Origin of the sequence: Bacillus salacetis, assembly GCF_003581585.1 — a bacterium.
In the GTDB taxonomy this organism is placed as follows: domain Bacteria; phylum Bacillota; class Bacilli; order Bacillales; family Bacillaceae_B; genus Rossellomorea; species Rossellomorea salacetis.
In genome coordinates this window covers 41,108-61,474 of sequence record NZ_QXIR01000003.1, presented here as the reverse complement: position 1 = coordinate 61,474, position 20,367 = coordinate 41,108, and the positions used below count along the sequence as shown (strand labels likewise).

Annotated in this window: 26 protein-coding genes; 20 read left to right on the top strand and 6 right to left on the bottom strand. The window is 42.8% G+C overall.

What is annotated here, in order from left to right; all coding sequences use genetic code 11:
- Window positions 1-88: 88 nt before the first annotated feature.
- Window positions 89-868: a DUF1510 family protein gene (locus D3H55_RS03385; RefSeq protein WP_119545508.1), complete on the top strand. Its 780-nt coding sequence runs from the start codon at window positions 89-91 to the stop codon at window positions 866-868.
- A gap of 123 nt (window positions 869-991) precedes the next feature.
- Here the strand turns inward: D3H55_RS03385 and D3H55_RS03380 are convergent, their stop codons facing one another.
- On the bottom strand, window positions 992-1,204 hold the full coding sequence (locus D3H55_RS03380; protein ID WP_119545507.1) for a YrzA family protein: 213 nt from the start codon (window positions 1,202-1,204) through the stop codon (window positions 992-994).
- A gap of 115 nt (window positions 1,205-1,319) precedes the next feature.
- On the opposite strand from D3H55_RS03380, the gene mtnN reads away from it, so the two are divergent.
- The 4 genes from mtnN to D3H55_RS03360 all read left to right on the top strand — a co-directional run bounded on the left by mtnN (window position 1,320) and on the right by D3H55_RS03360 (window position 3,134).
- On the top strand, window positions 1,320-2,015 hold the full coding sequence (mtnN, locus tag D3H55_RS03375) for a 5'-methylthioadenosine/S-adenosylhomocysteine nucleosidase (RefSeq protein ID WP_119545506.1): 696 nt from the start codon (window positions 1,320-1,322) through the stop codon (window positions 2,013-2,015).
- Window positions 2,016-2,174: 159 nt separating this feature from the next.
- Window positions 2,175-2,426 (top strand): YrhC family protein, encoded by a 252-nt coding sequence (locus tag D3H55_RS03370; RefSeq protein ID WP_119545505.1) that lies wholly within the window; start codon window positions 2,175-2,177, stop codon window positions 2,424-2,426.
- Between the two features lie 377 nt (window positions 2,427-2,803).
- Window positions 2,804-2,941 (top strand): YrzI family small protein, encoded by a 138-nt coding sequence (locus D3H55_RS23990; RefSeq protein WP_168412946.1) that lies wholly within the window; start codon window positions 2,804-2,806, stop codon window positions 2,939-2,941.
- Window positions 2,942-2,996: 55 nt separating this feature from the next.
- Window positions 2,997-3,134, top strand: coding sequence for a YrzI family small protein (locus D3H55_RS03360; protein ID WP_119545503.1), 138 nt, complete (start codon window positions 2,997-2,999; stop codon window positions 3,132-3,134).
- Window positions 3,135-4,074: 940 nt separating this feature from the next.
- Here the strand turns inward: D3H55_RS03360 and sigK are convergent.
- Entirely contained in the window at window positions 4,075-4,791 is a 717-nt protein-coding gene (gene sigK / locus D3H55_RS03350; RefSeq protein ID WP_119545501.1) for an RNA polymerase sporulation sigma factor SigK, read from the bottom strand.
- Window positions 4,792-5,001: 210 nt separating this feature from the next.
- On the opposite strand from sigK, the gene D3H55_RS23985 reads away from it, so the two are divergent.
- The gene (locus tag D3H55_RS23985) at window positions 5,002-5,145 is read left to right on the top strand and encodes a hypothetical protein (protein WP_168412945.1); all 144 of its coding nucleotides are present in this window, start codon (window positions 5,002-5,004) and stop codon (window positions 5,143-5,145) included.
- 547 nt (window positions 5,146-5,692) lie between these two features.
- Window positions 5,693-6,478, top strand: a complete 786-nt coding sequence (locus D3H55_RS03345; RefSeq protein ID WP_119545500.1) for a phosphatidylserine decarboxylase — start codon at window positions 5,693-5,695, stop codon at window positions 6,476-6,478.
- A 95-nt stretch (window positions 6,479-6,573) separates the two neighbouring features.
- Here the strand turns inward: D3H55_RS03345 and D3H55_RS03340 are convergent, their stop codons facing one another.
- The gene (locus D3H55_RS03340; RefSeq protein ID WP_119545499.1) at window positions 6,574-6,714 is read right to left on the bottom strand and encodes a sporulation histidine kinase inhibitor Sda; all 141 of its coding nucleotides are present in this window, start codon (window positions 6,712-6,714) and stop codon (window positions 6,574-6,576) included.
- A gap of 440 nt (window positions 6,715-7,154) precedes the next feature.
- Here D3H55_RS03340 and D3H55_RS03335 point away from each other — a divergent pair, with 440 nt between their 5' ends.
- The 8 genes from D3H55_RS03335 (at window position 7,155) to D3H55_RS03300 (ending at window position 12,336) form a co-directional block, all read left to right on the top strand.
- Window positions 7,155-7,676 carry a YqeG family HAD IIIA-type phosphatase gene (locus D3H55_RS03335; protein ID WP_119545498.1) on the top strand — a complete coding sequence of 174 codons (522 nt, stop codon included), beginning with the start codon at window positions 7,155-7,157 and terminating at the stop codon, window positions 7,674-7,676.
- Complete coding sequence (gene yqeH / locus D3H55_RS03330; protein WP_119545497.1) at window positions 7,658-8,773, top strand: ribosome biogenesis GTPase YqeH; 1,116 nt, start codon at window positions 7,658-7,660, stop codon at window positions 8,771-8,773. Before D3H55_RS03335 ends, yqeH begins: the two co-directional genes overlap by 19 nt.
- Window positions 8,774-8,963: 190 nt before the next feature.
- A complete protein-coding gene (aroE, locus tag D3H55_RS03325) occupies window positions 8,964-9,797 on the top strand; it encodes a shikimate dehydrogenase (protein ID WP_119545496.1) in 834 nt (277 codons plus the stop codon).
- A gap of 1 nt (window position 9,798) precedes the next feature.
- The gene (gene yhbY, locus D3H55_RS03320) at window positions 9,799-10,092 is read left to right on the top strand and encodes a ribosome assembly RNA-binding protein YhbY (protein WP_119545495.1); all 294 of its coding nucleotides are present in this window, start codon (window positions 9,799-9,801) and stop codon (window positions 10,090-10,092) included.
- Between the two features lie 11 nt (window positions 10,093-10,103).
- Window positions 10,104-10,679, top strand: coding sequence for a nicotinate-nucleotide adenylyltransferase (locus D3H55_RS03315; RefSeq protein WP_119545494.1), 576 nt, complete (start codon window positions 10,104-10,106; stop codon window positions 10,677-10,679).
- On the top strand, window positions 10,666-11,232 hold the full coding sequence (gene yqeK / locus D3H55_RS03310; protein WP_119545493.1) for a bis(5'-nucleosyl)-tetraphosphatase (symmetrical) YqeK: 567 nt from the start codon (window positions 10,666-10,668) through the stop codon (window positions 11,230-11,232). The genes D3H55_RS03315 and yqeK overlap by 14 nt, the downstream gene beginning before the upstream one ends.
- Before the next feature lie 4 nt (window positions 11,233-11,236).
- The gene (gene rsfS / locus D3H55_RS03305) at window positions 11,237-11,593 is read left to right on the top strand and encodes a ribosome silencing factor (protein WP_119545492.1); all 357 of its coding nucleotides are present in this window, start codon (window positions 11,237-11,239) and stop codon (window positions 11,591-11,593) included.
- Window positions 11,590-12,336 carry a class I SAM-dependent DNA methyltransferase gene (locus tag D3H55_RS03300; protein WP_119545491.1) on the top strand — a complete coding sequence of 249 codons (747 nt, stop codon included), beginning with the start codon at window positions 11,590-11,592 and terminating at the stop codon, window positions 12,334-12,336. The genes rsfS and D3H55_RS03300 overlap by 4 nt, the downstream gene beginning before the upstream one ends.
- A 92-nt stretch (window positions 12,337-12,428) precedes the next feature.
- Here D3H55_RS03300 and comER read toward each other — a convergent pair whose 3' ends face one another.
- Complete coding sequence (gene comER, locus D3H55_RS03295; RefSeq protein WP_119545490.1) at window positions 12,429-13,250, bottom strand: late competence protein ComER; 822 nt, start codon at window positions 13,248-13,250, stop codon at window positions 12,429-12,431.
- Between the two features lie 157 nt (window positions 13,251-13,407).
- Here comER and D3H55_RS03290 point away from each other — a divergent pair, with 157 nt between their 5' ends.
- The 3 genes from D3H55_RS03290 to D3H55_RS03280 all read left to right on the top strand — a co-directional run bounded on the left by D3H55_RS03290 (window position 13,408) and on the right by D3H55_RS03280 (window position 17,106).
- Window positions 13,408-14,169 carry a helix-hairpin-helix domain-containing protein gene (locus D3H55_RS03290; RefSeq protein ID WP_168412944.1) on the top strand — a complete coding sequence of 254 codons (762 nt, stop codon included), beginning with the start codon at window positions 13,408-13,410 and terminating at the stop codon, window positions 14,167-14,169.
- 84 nt (window positions 14,170-14,253) lie between these two features.
- Window positions 14,254-14,805, top strand: a complete 552-nt coding sequence (locus tag D3H55_RS03285) for a ComE operon protein 2 (RefSeq protein WP_119545488.1) — start codon at window positions 14,254-14,256, stop codon at window positions 14,803-14,805.
- Window positions 14,806-14,811: 6 nt separating this feature from the next.
- A complete protein-coding gene (locus tag D3H55_RS03280; RefSeq protein ID WP_168412943.1) occupies window positions 14,812-17,106 on the top strand; it encodes a DNA internalization-related competence protein ComEC/Rec2 in 2,295 nt (764 codons plus the stop codon).
- A 61-nt stretch (window positions 17,107-17,167) separates the two neighbouring features.
- On the opposite strand, the gene D3H55_RS03275 is transcribed toward D3H55_RS03280, so the two are convergent.
- A complete protein-coding gene (locus D3H55_RS03275; protein ID WP_119545486.1) occupies window positions 17,168-17,302 on the bottom strand; it encodes a YqzM family protein in 135 nt (44 codons plus the stop codon).
- A 293-nt stretch (window positions 17,303-17,595) separates the two neighbouring features.
- Between D3H55_RS03275 and holA the strand changes: the two genes are divergently transcribed.
- Window positions 17,596-18,633: a DNA polymerase III subunit delta gene (gene holA, locus D3H55_RS03270; protein ID WP_119545485.1), complete on the top strand. Its 1,038-nt coding sequence runs from the start codon at window positions 17,596-17,598 to the stop codon at window positions 18,631-18,633.
- A gap of 42 nt (window positions 18,634-18,675) precedes the next feature.
- Here the strand turns inward: holA and rpsT are convergent, their stop codons facing one another.
- On the bottom strand, window positions 18,676-18,927 hold the full coding sequence (gene rpsT / locus D3H55_RS03265; protein WP_119545484.1) for a 30S ribosomal protein S20: 252 nt from the start codon (window positions 18,925-18,927) through the stop codon (window positions 18,676-18,678).
- Between the two features lie 199 nt (window positions 18,928-19,126).
- Here rpsT and gpr point away from each other — a divergent pair, with 199 nt between their 5' ends.
- Complete coding sequence (gene gpr / locus D3H55_RS03260) at window positions 19,127-20,257, top strand: GPR endopeptidase (RefSeq protein ID WP_276310200.1); 1,131 nt, start codon at window positions 19,127-19,129, stop codon at window positions 20,255-20,257.
- Window positions 20,258-20,367 lie beyond the last annotated feature (110 nt).

Here is a 20,367-nt window from a genome sequence, read left to right as displayed (position 1 = left end):
TCTTTTGATGAATTTATTTGCATGATAGAATGGGTAAAAGAGAAAAAGAGCCTAGTAGGGCAGAATGTTGAAGAGGAGTGTACAATGAATGCCGAAATATAATTCGCGTTTAGATAAAAGGGCCAAGAAGAAATCCAATGTGGTCTTAAACAGCCTTATTGGAGTTGTATTGCTGCTTATTGCTATTGTAGGGGCAACTATATTTCTTGGAAATGATAATGAGCCGGCAGCCGGGGATAATGCCGAATCACCTTCAAATGAAGTAGCTGACAGCAGTTCATCAAACGAAGAAGAGGAAACAGAGGAGCCTGCAGCTGATACTTCAACAGATGAAAATGAAGAAGCAGAAGATGAAGAATCTTCCAATGAGAATGGTTCAGAAACAGGGACAGATTCTGAGGATGCAGACGAAGATAAGCCGGTTGCTGATGGAGAAGCGTTAGCAGAAGATGAGGACAAGGATAAAAAAGAAGAGAAAGAAAAAGAGAATAAAAAAGAAGAGAAAGAGTCTTCCGATGACAAAAAGAAAATTGTAAAGGAAAGCGATGCGCCAAATGTTAAAAAGGAAATCGTGAATCCTGCCTGGAAGCCGATTGGTACACAGCAGACAGGAGAGCATGTAGCCAAATATGAAGAAGATTCCGCGGACTGGCAGGAAAAAGTCCAGGCGCTGTCATATGCAACCGGACTCCCTGAAGATAACATGACAGTCTGGTGGCTGGAGCGAAACGGTGGACCTGATAAAGCCATTGGGACCGTGGCACCGAAGGATCAATCGACAACTTACAGGGTTTACCTTCAATGGGTGGACGGAAAAGGATGGAAACCTGTGAAGATGGAAGAACTCATTGAGAATGATAAAGATTAAATAGCAAGGCCCCTTCCCGTTTTTCGGTAAGGGGCCTTCTTTTATTTCATCAACAATGCAGAGCCGCCTTCCTGCCGTCTTGACTGATGCCTGTCGGGGCTGATCAAGGCACTGCCGCTTTAGTTAATTCATTTCTTTTGCTTTGAAATGTACTGCTGCTGTGTATAATGGATGGCCCTTCCCATCTAACGTGACTTGGTGTGAAACCGAATGGACAGATAGAAGGATGCTTTTGTTATGTCCAATTTGTTCATTTATTTTCTTTTCGAGTGTCTGCAAATCCCTTGCTTCAAAAAACTCAATTTTGTCCTGAATCAAATCAAATTCGATATTCATGGAAACCTCCTCATTCTTCATTCATGCCGTGATGTGGAAAACAGATTGCTATTAGGTTAAAATAACAACGTACATAAAGAGTATACAATAATGTGAATGAAATGAGGTATTGAAAATGAGAATTGCCATTATAGGTGCAATGGAGGAAGAGGTCAGACTGCTTAGGGAGAATATTGAAAACGTCAGCGAAGAGGTCATTGGCGGAAGCCAGTATACTTCAGGTGTCATGCATGGAGTGGAGGTAGTACTCCTCCGTTCCGGGATTGGAAAAGTCAATGCAGCAATGAGCACGGCAGTCCTGCTTGAAAGATTCAAACCGGATTGTGTCATCAATACAGGTTCTGCGGGTGGATTTGACGCAGAACTCAATGTCGGAGATGTCGTCATTTCTACAGATGTGAGGCACCATGATGTCGATGTAACGGCATTCGGCTACGAATATGGGCAAGTACCTCAGCTGCCTGCAGCATTTGCAGCAGACGAACGATTGAAAGAGATTGCTGCAGAAAGCGCAAAAGAAACCTCTGATGTAAAAATTGTATCCGGGCTGATTGCTACTGGTGACTCTTTCATGAATGATCCGGCAAGGGTAGAAGCCATTCGCGGTAAATTTGAAAATCTCCAGGCGGTCGAGATGGAGGCAGCTGCTATAGCGCAGGTTGCCCACCAATTCCAGGTCCCTTTTGTCATCATCCGTTCACTTTCTGACATTGCAGGAAAAGAATCACATGTTTCCTTTGATCAATATCTGGAAACAGCGGCAGTTAATTCTGCCAACCTTGTTATGAAAATGGTATCTAAACTAAAGTAGATCAAGGTTCAAGGCAGGGACAGCCTGGCCGCAAATAAATCCCTTCTTCCACATTTGGTGTGATTTACATGAATAAACAGCCCTCTTTCTATGTTAGAGTGGAAATAGAGTTTTTCAGTGAATCATTAGTTGAAACCCAGATGAAAGAAGGGATTTCTTTTGAAAAATATCCAAAAAACCTTAAATGATAAAATCATAGATTATAAACGATTTGCTTTTGTATTGGTATCAATGAGTGTATTTTTATATTTGGGTGCTGTACTGCCACTTGAAGAAAAGACACTTCTTAAAACTTACGTGCTCATGGGCGGAACGGTCGTTATGCTTGGGTTATCCGGGCTGTTCTTCTTTCAGGCTGCCAGATTGAAAAAAAAGCTTTCTGAAATGGATGATGAGCAAATCAATATGTAGCAATATGACCTGGATGGGGACCTTCCCTGCCAGGTTTTTTTTGTCTTCAAAAAAAGTTATTATAAAAAAGGGCGGAAAAATGGTTTACTTTTCCTGTTGAATTGGATATACTTACCTCTGTAAGGAAATAACAATCAGAAAAGGAGGTCGAATGACATGTTGTTCAAAGCTGAAGCAGAAAAGAAGATGATCGCATCAACTGAATATTTCTATACACATTCGATCGCCGATGGATTGATTATTTCGTAACTTTAATTAATCATGCCAAGCCGCGGGAGTGTGTGCATTCCCGCGGCTTTTTTATGCCTGCTGCGGGGAGATGTCTCTTTGCGGCTTTTTTTCATGGCATGAAACCAAATTTACAAGGGGGTGTTAATATGACGCTGAATATTTTATTTATGAGCGTGACGGTCAAAAAACGGAATCGCACAGTTGATGAATATAATCATGAGTTGATGGTGACAAAGCAATTTGAAGAAAACAAGTTGAAACAACAGACCATTTCCATGTTCTAATTTAAGCCCGGTGAGGGGCGGTGAAAAACAACCCTTAAGAAGGGGAGGTGTTAGTATGACATTAAATATTTTATTCATGAGTATAACCATCAAAAAACGTAATCGGACGTTTGAAGAGTATGATCACGATCACATAGTCTCGAAGCGGTATGAAGAAAACAAATTAAGGCAGGAATCTGTAAGATTGTTCTAATGAACCTATAAAAAATGGAGAGGAGAAAAAGGTATGGTTTTTTATCAGGAGAAGCGTCTGAATGCACTGTGGGTGGAGAAGGACTCTGCATAACGAACCGGCAGGCTGTTCCCTCTTTCCCGCGATTCAGGATATTATGTCATCAAAAAAAGATAACAGAATGAATTGGGAAAGGTGAGAGGTATGTTTTTGAATGTGACCCTTTTGACTTTAAGATTAAAGAGAAGAAAGCGCAAATAACATTAAAGACCGGTGGGCGTTGGGGCCCATCCGGTCTTTTTACTTTTCAGGCTGTTTTCGTCAGAAGTGAAGTGTTTCACAAAGTTGTCACCGCTTAGTAAATAACTGTTCACTTTCTCTCCATGGTTTTGGGGTTTCTTGTAATAAAATAAAAGTAAGAAATCATCCATTATATGAGAAGGAGAGTGGAGAACGTGTTCTCTATGATCATGGGGTTATTGCTGACAACCGCTATCGGTATCATCATTGCTGCTGAAGTAAGTGTAGACTAAAGAAATAATGAATGTTCATTTTGATTGGAGATGATCCCTTGGGATGATCTCTTTTGTTCATACAAAAAGGCTGTTTTCGCATTTATTGCTGCTTTCGGAAAAATCCCAGGTTCCGGATTTTTTCCCCTGTATTCAAAGGTTTTACTCTCGAAAAAGAACGGGCAGCTCTTTTCTTCCCTGCTCACCCGGGTTTTTACAGAGATTTTCCAGACTTGATTTGAAATGTATAGATAATAGCAACAAAGTTTACGAAAAGCAAAACCCTTATTGATCCCTTTTGGCGAAAGAGTTCAATCCTGGATTAGAAGCACCATTTCTTTTTTTCTATAAACCGGTTCTGCAAGTGATTCAGGCCGGACGAAAATACCGGGTTCTTTATTAAATAAAAAAAAGCAGGCATACACTGATGTCTGCCCGCTTGGAGTCAATCAGGAAGATTGCCGTTTTTCTTTTTCCTCCCGGTAAAATTCATGGAACATTTTCATCAATGCCCTCTTTTCAATTCTCGATACATAGCTTCTTGAAATACCCAGTTCCTTTGCGATTTCCCTTTGGGTTTTTTCCTCATTCATGTCCAGTCCAAAGCGGCCGATGATGACTTCTTTTTCCCGGTCGTCTAACACACATATATATTTTCTTACTTTTTCGAGTTCCATGCTTAACTGGATTGTTTCAATGACATCGTCAGCATCTGACTTCAGTATATCAATCAGGCTGATTTCGTTCCCTTCTTTATCCTGGCCGATTGGATCATGGAGCGAAACATCCTTTTTCGTTTTCTTCAGCGCCCTGAGATGCATGAGGATTTCGTTTTCAATACATCTGGCGGCATAGGTGGCGAGCTTGGTCCCTTTTCCTTCTGAATAACTTTCAATCGCTTTGATCAAACCGATCGTGCCGATCGAGATGAGGTCTTCCGGATCTTCTCCGGTATTTTCGAATTTTTTCACAATGTGGGCAACGAGCCGGAGATTGTGTTCAATCAATATATTCCTGGCTTCTTCGTCACCATCAGCCATCCTGCGTAAGTATTTTTTTTCTTCTTGTGATGAAAGCGGTTGTGGAAAAGCGTTGTTTTTTACATAGGAAACAAGAAAAATCAACTCTTTTAGAAAGTAACCAATAGCTGCAGTGATCGCGGACATACTTTCACCTCCAGTGAAGGACTTTAGCCTATAATGCATCATATGTTTAAACTGTTCTGTCCTTGCACGTCCTTTCAATTTAGTTTGAACGCTGATGTGCATAGTGATAAGATTTTTTGGATGCAGGCATGTATCACGGAGCAGCCTATACACGGATGCCCCAGCCTGCATAGGATATTTATAACAACATGTATGGGAGGGATGTAAAAGATGGTATACGGTTATCCGTATTACTATGCTCCTGTTTATCCGCCGCCTGTAAATTATGGAGGCTTTTACTTGGCGCTGGCTGTTGTCCTGCTCATTCTCCTTTTCCTGTTTGGCTGCTGGCAATATTATCAGTATGAAAGATGAATACCCGGGTGAACCCACACCCGGGTATTCATCTTTTCTATGTGACTTTTAAAGTGTAATGTAACATCAACCAGCATGAGAGAAGTATCTTTACATTTTAAAAAATGTAGATCCCTATATATTTTAGTTCAGACAAAATGATTGGAGCGGAAGGATGCGTGATCTCCTGCGGGACTAGCGGGACTCATCCAGCGCCAGCGGCCGAGGGTCCGTACCCACCGGAACGGACTTAGCGACTAGCAGATGTGGGTTTCTCTCCTTGCGAATCCAGCTCCTTGGCCCCAACGGCTATCGAACTTCAGTCTCCCTCCTTGCGATAAGTCATCATCGAATCGCTAACGCTCTTCGTGATTCCTTTATCTCATGAGTAAGCCTTCCAGTTCGTACGGCGCTGAGCGGCCGCTTCCGCTTTTTAGTTCACCGCCCGCCCCGCTGAGCTGAGCATCCTGCAGCTGAAATCAACCCTTGGTTTTCCTGCAAAAAAAGGTGGACGTTTCAGGACAAGTGTATAATAATAAGTACAACTAACATTTAAGGAGCTGCAAAGTTGAGAAAAACGTTTTATCGTCTTTGTATCGAACTTACCAACAAAAAGTGGACATCCTTCCTGCTCAGAAGATTCGTACGGTCGGGCATAAGTGCCAGGTTCATCCCTTCTTATATAAAGGCCTATAATATCAATAGCGATGAAATCGAAAAGGATGCTAAATCCTATCCTGACCTTCACTCGTTTTTTATCAGACGCTTAAAAGAGGGAGCAAGAATAGCAGGGGGCGGGGCCGAAGATGTCATAAGCCCTGTGGATGGATTAATGGCGGAGACCGGTTTGGTATCGCCTGCCTTGAACATGCATGTCAAAGGAAAAGATTATTCAATAGAAGAAATGCTCGGCAGCAGGGACAAAGCAGCCGGTTATGAAGGCGGGCGGTACATGATCTTGTATTTGAGCCCTGCTGATTATCACCGGATCCACAGCCCGCTGAAGGCAGCTATGCTTGACAGATGGGAGCTTGGAAGGCATTCATATCCTGTCAATGAACTGGGTCTCAGGTTGGGGGTGAGGACGTTGTCCAAGAACTTCCGGTCCGTAACGGAGGCAGTTCATGCATCCGGTAAGATGTGCCTTGTGAAGGTTGGTGCGATGTTTGTGAATTCGATTGAATATACACATGAAGGTGACGAGTGGGAAAAGGGGGAGGAAATCGGCTATTTCTCTTTCGGCTCTACGGTCATCCTGCTATTTGAAAAGGATGGATTTGAACTGGATCAATCACTCCAAGTTCCAGGAAAAGTAAAGATGGGCCAGCGGATTGGAAAGATATCAAGGAAATGACTACTCCCTTGTCTGGCAGGGGGGTTTTTATATTTTGGGCATGTTCTGAACAAGAAAAACAGGCGCTGCACACGCCTGTTTCTCAATGGTAATGTCTATGAGGAGATTCTAATGCGGTAGGACAGGGACCGACGGTGAATTTCAGTTTCAATGAGGCGGATAAATTCTGGGTTGAGTTTAAGATTCTTCGCTTTAAAATACGATTCAATCAACAAGTCATCAGAAAGTTTACGCACACAGTTCACCTCCAAGAAAGTGTCATCTTTTAATTTTTATCGCATAAAGTAGTAGGTTTTAACTTTGTATCATTACTCTACCAAATTTACTATTACAGAACAAGCGTTCCTTTATCCACAGGATAAAGTGGATAAGTTGTGGTTAAGTTGTTTATAAAGGGAAAATATTACAGTATTTCTTAGGGGATAATGTGCATAAAGTTATCCACAGTTTAATTTTCCGGAATTTTGTCGAAAATTATTTGGAATTTCTACGGAATGGAATTCTTTGAAGCCTGTATCAGTAGATTTTAAGTAATTATCAATTTACCGGTGCTTGAAGCATGAATTGATGTTAGAATAGTTCGTCGGCAATTATATTTAAATGGTTAATTTTGAATCTAAAGGGAAAATTGGTTATGATAATAGCGGTAGAATAGGAAAGTTAGAGGTGTTAAAACGTGTTAAAATCTTTTTTGCCTAATGAACAAGTTAAAGATGTCTTTCAAATAAAACCAGAAACATTAAAGGAACAGGGAATCAAGGCAATCATCACCGATCTTGACAACACCCTTGTTGAATGGGACAGGGCTCAGGCAACCCCTAAACTCATCAAATGGTTTAAGCTGATGCAGGATAATGGGATCAAGGTTACTGTCGTTTCCAATAATAATGAAGAGAGGGTCAGGCGCTTTGCCGAGCCTTTGAATATACCTTTTATCCATCAGGCGAGAAAACCGATGGGGCGTGCCTTCAGAAGGGCAGTGAAATCAATGGGTGTAGCCAGGGAAGAGACTGTTGTAGTCGGTGACCAGCTTCTTACGGATGTCCTGGGAGGTAACAGAAGCGGTTTTTATACAATTCTTGTTGTTCCTGTTGCCCAGACAGATGGGTTTATAACCAAATTCAACCGGAGAGTCGAAAGAAGGATCATGAACTTTTTCAAACGCAAGGGCATGATTCAATGGGAGGAAGAAAAGTGAACAAAATTGTATGTACCGGATGCGGAGTCAGCATTCAGACGGAAGACAAGGAGAAATTAGGATATGCGCCGCCGTCATCACTGGAGAAGGAGGAAATTGTTTGTCAACGGTGTTTCCGCTTGAAGCATTACAACGAAGTACAGGATGTTTCTCTGACAGATGATGACTTTTTAAAGATCCTGAATGAAATCGGAAAAGGCGAAGGCCTGATTGTTAAAGTCGTAGATATCTTTGACTTCAACGGCAGCTGGCTTCCTGGGCTTCACCGGTTTGTCGGTGACAACCCTGTTCTTTTGATCGGGAACAAAGTAGACCTCCTTCCCAAATCGGTCAAGCCTTCCAAGTTGATCAATTGGATGAAATTCCAGGCTAAACAGCTTGGACTTAAGCCTGTGGATGTTAAATTGATGAGTGCTGCGAAAGGCCAATTCATCGAAGAAGCTGTCGAGACGATTGAGCATTACCGTGAGGGGAAAAGTGTCTATGTTGTGGGATGTACCAACGTCGGGAAGTCGACGTTCATTAACCGTGTCATCCACCATGTAACTGGTGAACAGGATATCATCACGACTTCCCACTTTCCCGGCACAACTCTGGACATGATCGAAATTCCACTGGATGATGGAGAAGCTTTGATTGATACACCGGGAATCATCAACCATCACCAAATGGCACATTATGTAGATAAACGGGACTTGAAATACATCACACCAAAGAAAGAAATCAAACCCAAAGTCTTTCAGTTGAATGAAGGCCAAACGTTATTCTTCGGCGGCTTGTCCCGTTTCGATTATTTAAGTGGGGGAAGGCGTTCCTTCACCTGTTATCTTTCCAATGAATTGAACATCCACCGTACCAAAGTGGAAAATGCGGATGAGCTTTACAGGAACCATGCGGGGGAAATGCTGCAGCCGCCAAGGAAGGATGACATGGGTGAGTTTCCCGAATTGGTCCGTCACGAATTTAAAGTCAAAGAGGGCAAAACAGATATAGTGTTTTCCGGCCTTGGATGGGTGACCATCAATGAACCGGGTGCAACAATAGCTGCACATGTGCCGAAAGGTGTAAGTGTCTTCTTAAGGAAATCATTGATTTAGCCTCATTGCAGGAATCTTGCTGCTATTTCATGTAATGTCCTAAAGAATGGCGCGGCCTTGATTTCTCTAAAGAAGCTTAGTTAATTAGAAGTAAATGAGCAGTTCCCCCTGTTTGGAATCTTTCCGGACATTACAAAAGAAACATTTTTGCGAGAAGAGACATGATTCAGGTTGAAAGGGAGGGTTCCGGATGAAATCATTATATGGGGTAATCGGAAATCCCATTGGTCATTCGTTGTCTCCGCATATGCACAATGATGCATTCAAGGAAAACGACATAGACAGCTTGTATCAGCCCTTTCTTGTCAGGAGCGATGAACTGGAAAAAGCGGTGGACGGCTTAAAGGTATTAGGCATCAAAGGTTTCAATGTCACTATTCCTCATAAAAGTGCCATCATTCCACTGCTGGATGAAATCGACCCCCTGGCAGAGTCAATTGGTGCGGTAAATACAGTTGTAAGAGATGGCGGTCGATTCATCGGCTATAACACCGATGGAATGGGGTTCTTGAAATCTCTGCAGGAAAGCTGCCCTTTTCCTTTGAAAGACAAAAATGTACTGATCATCGGTGCCGGCGGTGCTGCCAGAGCGATCTTTCACTCCTTGGCAGCTTCAGGCATCCAAAATATTGATATTTGTAATCGAACCTCCGAAAGAGGGAAAGATATCATAAACGAATGCGTATACCCCTGTTCTTCTGCGGCTTTATCGCTGCAGAAGGCTGAACAAGGATTGGAGAAATATGATATCATTGTCCAAACCACATCTGTCGGCATGTACCCTGATACCGATGAAATGCCGCTTCATGTCACCCGTATTAAAAAAGGTGCATTCATATCTGATATTATTTATAACCCTAGGGAAACAGCCATCATTAAGGCATTCCGCGGGCTGGGCGGAAAGGGTGTCAACGGAATCGGCATGTTCGTTCATCAGGGAGCACTGGCATTTGAACTATGGACAGGAATCAAACCTGATTCCAATCGTATGAGAAAAATTGTCCAACAACAACTGGGAGGTTAATATGTTAACTGGTAAACAAAAAAGGTATTTACGCTCTGAGGCTCATCACCTTAATCCTATCTTTCAAGTAGGAAAAGGCGGAGTCAATGAAAATATGAACACTCAAATCAGCGAGGCGCTTGAAGCGAGGGAGCTGATTAAAGTCAGCATCCTGCAAAACTGTGAAGACGATAAGAATACCGTTGCAGACGAAATCGCTTCGGGAACCGGTGCAAAGATTGTGCAGATAATTGGTCACACGATCATTCTGTATAAAGAATCCAAGGAAAATAAAAAAATCGCACTTCCTAAATAAGGAGGTCCAAAATGGGAAAACGTATCGGTATCTTAGGAGGAACATTCAACCCTCCCCATATAGGCCATCTGATTATCGCAAATGAGGTATTGCACAAACTAAACTTGGATGAGATCAGGTTCATGCCGGCAGGGATTCCTCCCCACAAAAAAATCAAAGGTGATACTTCTGCTGCCCAGCGGAAAGAAATGGTCAGCAAAGCAATAGAAGGCCATCCAGGGTTTGTGCTGGAAACGATTGAACTGGAAATGGACGGTCCCTCCTATACGTATGAAACAGTCAGGCTGCTGCTCCAGCGGGAGCCGGATGCTGAGTTTCATTTCATCATAGGGGGGGATATGATTGAATATCTCCCTAAGTGGCATAAAATTGAAGAGCTTTCACAGCTCATCCAATTTGCAGGGGTAAAAAGGCCGGGATATGAAACGGAATCCCCTTATAATGTGGTGATGGTTGAAATTCCTCAAATCGATATTTCCTCTACCTTGATAAGGGACCGGGTTGCTTCCGGAGAGACCGTTGCTTATCTCATCCCTGAAAAGGTTTCAGATTTTATAAGAGAGGAGAAACTGTATGGAGAAGGATAAGGCGCTTGCTCTTGTTAAGGAGCAGCTGACGGACCACCGTTATCAGCACACACTCGGGGTCGTGGAAGCGGCGGGAAAGCTTGCAGAGAGATATGGCGTGGATAAGTATAAAGCAGAAATGGCTGCAATCTTCCATGATTACGCGAAATTCCGTCCAAAGGAAGAGATGAAGGAAATTATTCAAACGCAAGGAATGGATGAACGTCTCTTATCTTATAATGCTGAATTGTGGCACGCACCTGTCGGAGCATATCTTGTTCAGAAAGAAGCAGCCATGGAAGATGAAGATATCCTGGATGCCATTCGTTACCACACTTCAGGCAGGCCGGGAATGTCAGACTTGGAAAAAGTCATTTATCTTGCTGATTATATCGAGCCGGGAAGGCATTTTCCGGGTGTGGATGAAGTGAGGGAACTTGCAAAACATAATCTTGAAGAGGCATTGATTGCGTCCATCCGGAATACCATCATGTTTCTCCTGAAGAAGAATCAGGCTGTTTTCCCTGATACATTCAATACATTCAATGATTTAGTTCTTAATAATAGGAGTTGATTTGATGAACAGTAAAGACTTGCTTCAAATAGCATTTAAAGCAGCTGACGACAAAAGAGCGGAGGATATAGTGGCTCTTGATATGAAAGGCATTTCCCTGATTGCTGATTACTTTGTCATCTGCCATGGTAATTCCGACAAACAGGTTCAGGCAATCGCCCGTGAGCTGAAGGAAAAGGCCGAGGAAAATGGCAGTGATGTAAAACGTATGGAAGGCTTTGATGAAGCCCGCTGGGTGCTTGTAGATATGGGGAATGTGGTTGCCCATGTTTTCCATCGCGACGAAAGGGACTATTATAAACTTGAAAGGCTTTGGGGAGATGCCCCGATTGTGGAGTTCAGCAGCGAGATCGAGCAATGAGTTATCAGCAATTCGCCTATATATATGATTACCTGATGCAAGATGTCCCTTATGATTCCTGGGTGGAATACGTGGGAGATAAGGCACGTTTGTACTCAGTCACAGGAAAAGAGCTCCTTGATATAGGATGCGGCACTGGAGAATTGTCTCTCCGGCTCCTGAAAGAAGGTTATACTGTAACCGGAATCGATTTATCCGAGGACATGCTCTTCGTTGCCAGGGACAAAGCTGAACAACAAGGCATGAACCTGACTTTATTCCAGCAGGACATGAGCGAACTTGAAGGATTGGGCCGGTTTGATATCGTCACTATTTTCTGTGATTCATTGAACTACCTTGATAATGAAGAAAAGGTTCTGTCCACTTTCAAGAGAGTCAGGGAGCATATGGCTGATGATGGGATCTTTTTATTTGATGTTCACTCGATTTTCAAGATCATGCAAATCTTTACTAATGAGACATTCACATTCACTGATGAAGATGTATCTTATATTTGGGATTGCTTTCCTGGAGAAGCGCCGAACAGTGTTGAACATGAGTTGACTTTTTTTGTCAGGGATGTTGAAACGGGGCAGTATGAACGGATTGAAGAATTTCATCATCAAAGGACTTATCCAATCCTCACCTTGGAAAACTGGCTCAATGCAGCAGGGCTTGAAGTGCTTGAAGTGACAGCTGATTTTACTGAGTCCGGGCCAGGTGACCAAAGTGAAAGGATTTTCTTTGCCTGTAAAAAGAAATAATTTATTAACAGAAGCGGCCATCGCAAAATGGCCGCTTCTGTTTTGATAAATTTAAAGGAATTGAGAAATGAATGTAGAATAGAATAAGTTAGTCACAAACCAAATTGATGCCGCGTTTCCCTCAGATCTTCATCAAATTTTTTATGAGTGGCTCTGAACAGTCCGTGAAAAAGTTCCCCGATCTCTGCTTCCATTGCAGAAATTCCTTCCCCGGTTATGCCGCCTTTAACACATACCTTTTCCTGAAGGGCTTCCAAAGAATATATTTCTTTCTTCAAAAGCTCCCCAAGCCCGATAAGCATTTCTGATGCAAGGATGGTTGCCGTACGTTCATCGATTTCTGTCTCACTCGTCGCTCCTTCAATAAACTTCCGAGTTAAATAGGTAAAGAAAGCGGGCCCGCAGCTGACAATATCCGAAGAGACCCTGGTGATGTCCTCGCCGATGGTGACAGGAGTGGAAATGGAGCCCATCAGCTTCCATATTGCATCCTGCCATTCCTTCGTACACCGGGAACCAAAAGAAAATAAGGAGACACCGCTAAGAGCCCGGTTCGTGATGCTTGGAATCACTCTCATACAGGAACAGCCTGCAAGGGACTCAACCTGTTGAACACTGACGGGGCTTGTAATCGACACGATGCATTTTTCCTTGGTGAAGTAACTTTGGCTGTGTTCTAAAAGCTCATAAATATCCAAGGGCTTTACACATATGAAAACCACATCTGAATCCTTGATGAGGCTTGCTAGATCATCGTATACTGTAAGACCTGCATGTTTTTTTCTGAAATGCTCCGCTTTTTCCTTTGTGCGGTTAATGACATTGAGGTCAGAAGGAGAAAGTGCTCCTGACTCAATGAATGCTTCCAGCAGAATGCCGCCCATATTCCCTGTTCCAACTATTCCTGCCTTCATACACTGCCCTCCTTCTCACGCATTTTAAATATGTTGTTTCCGGATGGTTCTCAAAATTTGCCGACTGTACCGGATAGATTCTGTGAGTGTGCTCATAGTCCAGGTTTTAAAATATTCCTCCATTCTGACTTCAGACAAATCCATATATTCAGGGGGAGTGAATAACGTTATACACAATCCAGATAAAACACACATTAATAAAGGTTTCACTCAGTATAAAGAAGTCAATTTCAACCTGCTTTCCTTTATCATTCCTATGATTTTTGAAGTCTTATTATTACAAGAAAAGGAGATGGAAAAGCTGCAGACTCTCTTTGACAAATATAAGGTGCTGGTGATCGTTGTCCTCGTATTATTGGTTTCGGGCTTTTCAATCTATTATCACTCTGCACAAAACGTAAAGATTGATATCGAAGAGGAACCCGTTCCTGAATCTGTTCCGGAGTTCAGAGTCCCTGCTGAGGAAGAACCTGCAGAAAGCCTGAACATGGAAATTTTCGTGGACGTTAAAGGAGCCGTCCAAAGTCCGGGCATCTATAAAGCGGTTCAAAGCGAAAGAGTGAATGACCTGATAATCAGAGCCGGCGGCTTTACTGATGATGCAGGGGAAGAACATGTCAATCTTGCGAGGAAGGTAACGGATGAAATGGTGATCTATGTGCCGAAAGAAGGGGAGTACAGCGAAGAAAATTATGCAGGCTCCCTGGATGATCAATCCCAAGAAAGGTTATTGGATATTAATAAAGCATCAGAGGAGGATTTCGATGGGTTGCCGGGAATCGGACCGGCAAAAGCAAAAGCTATTGTTGACTTCAGAACAGAGAATGGTCCTTTTAAGGAGCTTGATGAGTTGAAGAGTGTCCCGGGAATTGGGGAAGCCACTTTCGACAGGCTGAAAGAAACTATTATCATAAATTGATCCAAGCAATAAATCCTTTTGCCGGATTCCTTATTTTCAGATACACTTGATTCAAGAATACGAAGACCCAAAGGAGTTTTTTTTATGACAAGAATATCATGGAATCATTATTTTATGGCGCAATCACACTTGCTTGCTTTGAGGAGCACGTGTACACGCCTGACAGTGGGAGCGACCATAGTCCGTGATAAACGGATTATTGCAGGGGGTTATAATGGCTCGATAACTGGAGGAGTACACTGTGTGGATGAAGGCTGCTATGTAATCGATAATCATTGTGTCCGCACCATACATGCAGAAATGAATGCGATCATTCAGTGCGCGAAATTCGGGGTACCGACAGACGGAGCAGAAATTTATGTCACACATTTCCCATGCCTGCAATGCTGCAAGGCCATCATACAAGCCGGCATCAGAAAGGTGTATTTCGCTGAAAACTATAAAAATCACCCTTATGCAATTGAGTTATTCCAGCAGGCGGGTGTAGAGACTGAGCAGGTGCCTTTTGAAAGCGAAACGAAGGAAGAAGAAAGTAGATTGAGCAGCGAAATGCTTGTTAAACTTGAGGAGCTTGGACTGCCGTCAGAAGAGCTTATTGAGCTGCAAAGGCAGCATGAAAATCTTTTCAAGGAGTAACTGCCAGTGAAAAAAGGACAGTTCATCTATTACGCCCTGGCATACCTCACAGGGACATCATTTGCACTTCACTTCAAATGGGGTGCTTTTTTTCTCCTTATTTTCCTCCTGATCTTAGGCAGCAGAAAACTGCCTTTATCCATTCTTTTCTTCTCTTTACTCCTTCTGCCTGCATCATTCTTTCTTTCCCTTTCCCATTCTAATAGGGCTACCACCATACTTTCTCCTTTTCAGACTGCATTTTCCGTTGAATTTCAAGAGAGGCCGGACATTGATGGAGACCGTTTAATGGGGGAAGCTGTGACATCCGATGGAGAGTCAGTTGTCCTCCGTTACAGGATTCCTGATGAGCAGGAACAAAAGCAGCTGAAAGAATCGAGCTTCACCGGGTTGATTTGCAATGTATCAGGTGATCTTTCAGAACCAGGACAGGGGAGGAATATGAACAGTTTTGATTACCGTGATTTCCTTGCAGGGAAAAACATTCATTGGATCTTGCAAGTCAACAGCCTTTCAGAAGCACAATGTTCCCACCGGAAAAAATCATTAATAACGATGGTTGGAGAATGGCGTGAAAAAGGAATTGAATCCATTCAGGAGAAGTTTCCCGAACAGGCCGCCGGTATTGCGGCAGCGCTGATATTCGGACACAGGGATTTAATAGAAGAAGATACACTTGAGGCTTATCAAAGGCTGGGTGTCATTCATCTCCTGGCAATTTCCGGCCTTCATGTCGGAATGCTGTTTGCTGTGCTGTACTTCCTCCTGTTGAGGCTGGGATTTGCGAAGGAGCATGTTAAGGTAATGCTTCTGGTCATCTTACCGTTCTATGTGTTGTTGACGGGAGCGGCACCGCCGGTTATTAGAGCTGCGGGGATTATGGGGGCTGTCATCCTGTCTGGTTTTTTTCGGTTGAAGATTCACGCTGTTGACGCAGTATCAATTATTTTCCTTCTGTATATGCTCGTTGACCCTTCCGCTTTAAAAAATGCAGGGGTTCAATTGTCATTCCTCGTCAGTTTTTCCCTTATCTTATCTTCCCGGACCCTCGCTTTTGTCCAGAAGAAATGGATGATGGTCTTCATGGTGTCAGGAGTATGCCAAATTTGTTCCATCCCCGTCCTTCTCTGGCATTTCTATGAATTTTCCCTTATTGGATTTGTTCTGAACTCCATCTATGTTCCATTTTTCACAATCATCCTTCTCCCTATATCCTTGTTTTCATTTATTTCTATGCTGCTGTTTCCCCCTGCTGCAGACCTTCTGTTCCCACTAATGAAATGGGCAGTCATTGCTGCAGATTATGTTTCTGCCCGGTTCAATACTCTGCCATTTATCACCTTTTCCGCTGGCCGGCCTTCCATACTGCTCACTCTTTTCTGCACGTTATCCATTGTCTTCTTTTTTATGAAAGCGGAGAAGAGAAAGTGGCTGACTGGTTTGATTCCTATCTTCCTGCTTCTGGGGTTTCACAAAGTCTCTCCGGTTCTTAACCCTTATGGGGAACTGATTGTTGCAGATGTCGGACAAGGAGATTGCATCATTATCGATCTGCCCTTCAATGAAGGGGTATACATGATCGATACAGGAGGAGTCATGAATTTCCCTAAAGAAGAATGGCAAAGAAGAAGCCGGGAATTTTCCCTGAGCAGTGATGTTCTTGTGCCTTTATTAAAAAGCAAGGGAATAGAAGAGATCGATAAGATGTTTTTGACACACAGTGATTTTGACCATGCAGGTGCGGCTGCAGAACTGATGGGGGAAATAGAGGTCGGAGAAATTCTGGTCACGCCCGGTTCGCAGGAAAGTGAAGTCATGCATTCCATTATGGAAACAGCAGAATCATTGAGTATAAAGGTCAGGGAATCTAAAGCAGGAGAAAACTGGAGCACAAATCATGGGGAGTTTATGGTTTTATTTCCTTTTGATAATCAATATGAAGGGAATGATGATTCGCTCGTTTTGTATGGCAGGTTTGGAGGAAAAAGATGGCTGTTCACCGGGGACCTGGAAGCCGGAGGGGAGAAGGAAATGATCCGGAAATGGAAAATAAAAGCTGATGTGCTGAAAGTGGGGCATCATGGCAGCCTGACTTCAACAAGTGATGCTTTCCTTGAGGAAATCGATCCTGATACCGCCTTGATTTCAGCTGGAGAAAACAACCGATATGGGCATCCGCATCCAGAGGTGCGGACCAGACTCGCGGAAAGAGGAATAAAAGTATTCAATACAGCAGAAGGTGGAGCGATCCATTATAAATTTTTGGGCAGAAAAGGAACGTTTAAAACAGTTATTCCATAAGATATATTACGAATGACAGAACGAAAAAAAGAGTCCGCTATTTGCGAACTCTATCGACTCATTAAGCGCCTATGTACTTAATGACAACAGCCATGATGAACATTATGGCAAAGAAACCGAAAGATACGATGAAACCAACGCCAGAATCCACTGCATCATTTCTTTTCGATTGGACATTTTTTTCGAATTCGTTCATTAGTACCCCTCCTATTTCTATCTTAGTATAGATGATTCACATAAAAAAATCTATACTTGGACTTTACATTTTCCTTTACTGACAAGAGTTGTCACATATATGTTCACATTCTTGGGTGACAATAATATTTACAAGGGAGATACCGCCGGTCAAAAAGGGTCCTAGGTCTTTTTCATCGGCGTTAAATATAGATTTAGGGGGTGTCCTCCAACCATGGGCGTCCCCTTTCCACTTGTCAAAACCGCCAAGCTTTTTTACGATAGTATTATCTGAACAAAATGGAGAGTGCAATCTTGGTTATTGATATTTGGAAGAAAATCGAAAACAAACAATTTGCCAGTATATACTTATTATATGGAAAAGAATCATTTTTAATAAATGAAACGCAGCAAAAAATTGTTGGACAAGCAATATCCGAAGAAGAAATGGATTTCAACTTCTCTTCGTATGACTTGGAAGAGACACCTGTCGAGACAGCCATAGAGGATGCCGAGACCTTTCCTTTCATGGGGGAAAGGCGGGTTGTCGTATTACATAATCCCGTATTCCTGACCGCGGAAAAAACAAAAGAGAAAGTTGAACATAATGTAAAGAAATTTGAGCAATATCTGTCTTCGCCTTCTCCTTACACAATACTTGTTATTTCCGCACCTTATGAAAAGCTGGATGAGAGGAAAAAAATCACGAAGGCTTTAAAAAAGCAAGCAGAAGTCCTGGAAGCCAAAAAGCTGAATGAGAGTGAACTGAAAACCTGGGTGAGGGAAAGGGCCGCCGCAAACATGGTGCAAATTGATGAAGGTGCCATTGATTTGCTTTTGGCTCTTGCCGGAACAAACTTAATGATGCTGACTAAAGAAATAGATAAGCTGTCTTTATATGTCAGCGATACAAGCAGGATTGATGAATCAGTTGTGGAATCCTTAACCGCACGGTCGCTTGAACAGAATATTTTCGCGCTCGTTGAAAAAGTGGTTCAGCGGAATACAGAAGATGCTTTGCGAATATATTATGATTTATTAAAACAGAATGAGGAACCGATCAAGATCCTCGCTGTCTTGTCTGGTCAATTTCGATTGATCTATCAAGTGAAGGAATTGGCGAGAAGGGGATACGGCCAGCAAAAAATCGCCGGTTTTCTTCGGGTCCATCCTTTTCGTGTAAAATTGGCAGCAGGACAGGCGAAGCATTTTACGGATGAACAGCTTGCTGCCATCATCGAACTCCTTTCCCAGGGAGATTACGAAATGAAAACAGGCAGGCAGAAGAAAGAAATGATCATCGAGTTATTCCTTTTCAAACTGCATGAACAATCCTTAAGCAATGCGAGATAAAAAGAAAAAAACGATCTCCCGGTTGGGAGATCGTTTTTTTAATTAGTTAACTTTTTTCATTAAGCGTGATTTTGAACGGTCAGCAGCGTTTTTGTGGATAAGACCTTTTTGTGCTGCTTTATCTAAATGCTTAACTGCTTCAGAAACTAATGCTTTAGCGTTATCATCGTTGTTTTGTGCAGCTGCTTCAGCTTTCTTTACAGCAGTACGCATAGATGATTTCACAGTTGCGTTCTGTGCATTTTTTGCTTCGTTCGTTTTTACGCGTTTGATAGCAGATTTAATATTTGGCATTCCTGTCACCTCCTACAAAGCGATCGAGAATTATATTTAACTCGATTTTACAATTCCTAAAATTAATCAGAACAAATGATATTTTATCAAATCAGGGTTTATATTGCAATACTCTGCTGTTGAAAAAGATATAGAGTGCATGAAAGTTTCCTTAAAGGCAAACATAAGGGTATTGAAGATAATTAAGGGGGCTGTCAAATTGGAAGAAAAACATACAGTCGATCTGAGCAAATATACTATCAGAACGGACCTTGCCATAGAGGCAAAGGAGATGGCGCTTGCTGAGAAAAGTAAAGACGAGGATCAAGCTGAACAGGTAACAGGGCTGAAAGGTGTCATTGTCAATGAACGTGAAGTAGAGGGCATCAGCATTTCACATGTGACCATAACAGAAGAAGGTGAAGAACTGCTGGGGAAGAAAGCCGGAAACTATTTAACGCTCGAAGCACATAGTATCAGACAAAGCCAGGCTGACCTGCAGCAAAAAGTGGAAGAAGTATTCGCCAAGGAATTCAGTGCATTTTTAAAGGAGAAGGGAATCAGTCCTGATGCAAGCTGTCTGATTGTCGGGCTGGGGAACTGGAATGTAACTCCTGACGCACTTGGGCCTTTGGTCTGTGAAAACTTGATTGTGACCCGGCATCTGTTTGAATTGCAGCCAGAATCTGTTGAAGAAGGGTATCGTCCTGTGTCTGCTCTGGCTCCGGGTGTCATGGGGGTAACGGGAATTGAAACCAGTGATATCATTTTCGGTGTAGTTGAAAAATCCAAACCGGATTTTATCATAGCTGTGGATGCATTGGCCTCCCGTTCGATTGAAAGGGTAAATTCTACCATTCAAATATCTGATACAGGCATCCATCCGGGATCTGGTGTCGGAAATAAACGAAAAGGGCTGGATGAAGAAACGATGGGAGTCCCTGTGATTGCAATCGGTGTCCCGACTGTCGTTGATGCTGTAACCATTGCAAGCGACACTGTCGATTTCCTGCTTAAGCATTTTGGCAAAGAGCTGAGGGAAGGAGACAGGCCATCCCGCTCACTTGCACCTGCAGGATTAACGTTTGGCGAGAGGCGGAAGTTTACTGATGAAGACTTGCCGGAAGAACATCATCGGAAAACTTTTCTTGGCATTGTCGGTACACTTCAGGAGGAGGAAAAGCGGAAATTGATCCATGAAGTGCTGGCTCCAATGGGGCAAAACCTGATGGTGACACCAAAGGAAGTTGACGTCTTCATAGAGGAGACAGCCAACCTTATCTCAAATGGATTAAACGCCGCCCTTCACTCCGCAGTTAACCAAGGCAATACAGGATTTAAAACACATTAGGAGGGACTAAGCACAAGCCGCCGGGGCTTGTGCCCTTTTTGTATGGGTTGGAATCCCCGTGCCGGAGTGCTGGCGTGGATGATCAGGGTACCATTCTATTTTCCTGTTCT

Bases quoted from the DNA above. Each gene is read 5' to 3' on its own strand.
- comER (WP_119545490.1), bottom strand. From the start codon at position 13,250: ATGAAGGCAGGAATAGTTGGAACAGGGAATATGGGCGGCATTCTGCTG.
- D3H55_RS03360 (WP_119545503.1), top strand. From the start codon at position 2,997: ATGACATTAAATATTTTATTCATGAGTATAACCATCAAAAAACGTAAT.
- yhbY (WP_119545495.1), top strand. From the start codon at position 9,799: ATGTTAACTGGTAAACAAAAAAGGTATTTACGCTCTGAGGCTCATCAC.
- D3H55_RS03315 (WP_119545494.1), top strand. From the start codon at position 10,104: ATGGGAAAACGTATCGGTATCTTAGGAGGAACATTCAACCCTCCCCAT.
- rsfS (WP_119545492.1), top strand. From the start codon at position 11,237: ATGAACAGTAAAGACTTGCTTCAAATAGCATTTAAAGCAGCTGACGAC.
- yqeH (WP_119545497.1), top strand. From the start codon at position 7,658: ATGGGAGGAAGAAAAGTGAACAAAATTGTATGTACCGGATGCGGAGTC.
- sigK (WP_119545501.1), bottom strand. From the start codon at position 4,791: ATGTCCGCGATCACTGCAGCTATTGGTTACTTTCTAAAAGAGTTGATT.
- D3H55_RS23985 (WP_168412945.1), top strand. From the start codon at position 5,002: ATGGTATACGGTTATCCGTATTACTATGCTCCTGTTTATCCGCCGCCT.
- D3H55_RS03380 (WP_119545507.1), bottom strand. From the start codon at position 1,204: ATGAATATCGAATTTGATTTGATTCAGGACAAAATTGAGTTTTTTGAA.
- D3H55_RS03300 (WP_119545491.1), top strand. From the start codon at position 11,590: ATGAGTTATCAGCAATTCGCCTATATATATGATTACCTGATGCAAGAT.
- D3H55_RS03275 (WP_119545486.1), bottom strand. From the start codon at position 17,302: ATGAACGAATTCGAAAAAAATGTCCAATCGAAAAGAAATGATGCAGTG.
- aroE (WP_119545496.1), top strand. From the start codon at position 8,964: ATGAAATCATTATATGGGGTAATCGGAAATCCCATTGGTCATTCGTTG.
- D3H55_RS03385 (WP_119545508.1), top strand. From the start codon at position 89: ATGCCGAAATATAATTCGCGTTTAGATAAAAGGGCCAAGAAGAAATCC.
- D3H55_RS03285 (WP_119545488.1), top strand. From the start codon at position 14,254: ATGACAAGAATATCATGGAATCATTATTTTATGGCGCAATCACACTTG.
- D3H55_RS23990 (WP_168412946.1), top strand. From the start codon at position 2,804: ATGACGCTGAATATTTTATTTATGAGCGTGACGGTCAAAAAACGGAAT.
- mtnN (WP_119545506.1), top strand. From the start codon at position 1,320: ATGAGAATTGCCATTATAGGTGCAATGGAGGAAGAGGTCAGACTGCTT.
- rpsT (WP_119545484.1), bottom strand. From the start codon at position 18,927: ATGCCAAATATTAAATCTGCTATCAAACGCGTAAAAACGAACGAAGCA.
- yqeK (WP_119545493.1), top strand. From the start codon at position 10,666: ATGGAGAAGGATAAGGCGCTTGCTCTTGTTAAGGAGCAGCTGACGGAC.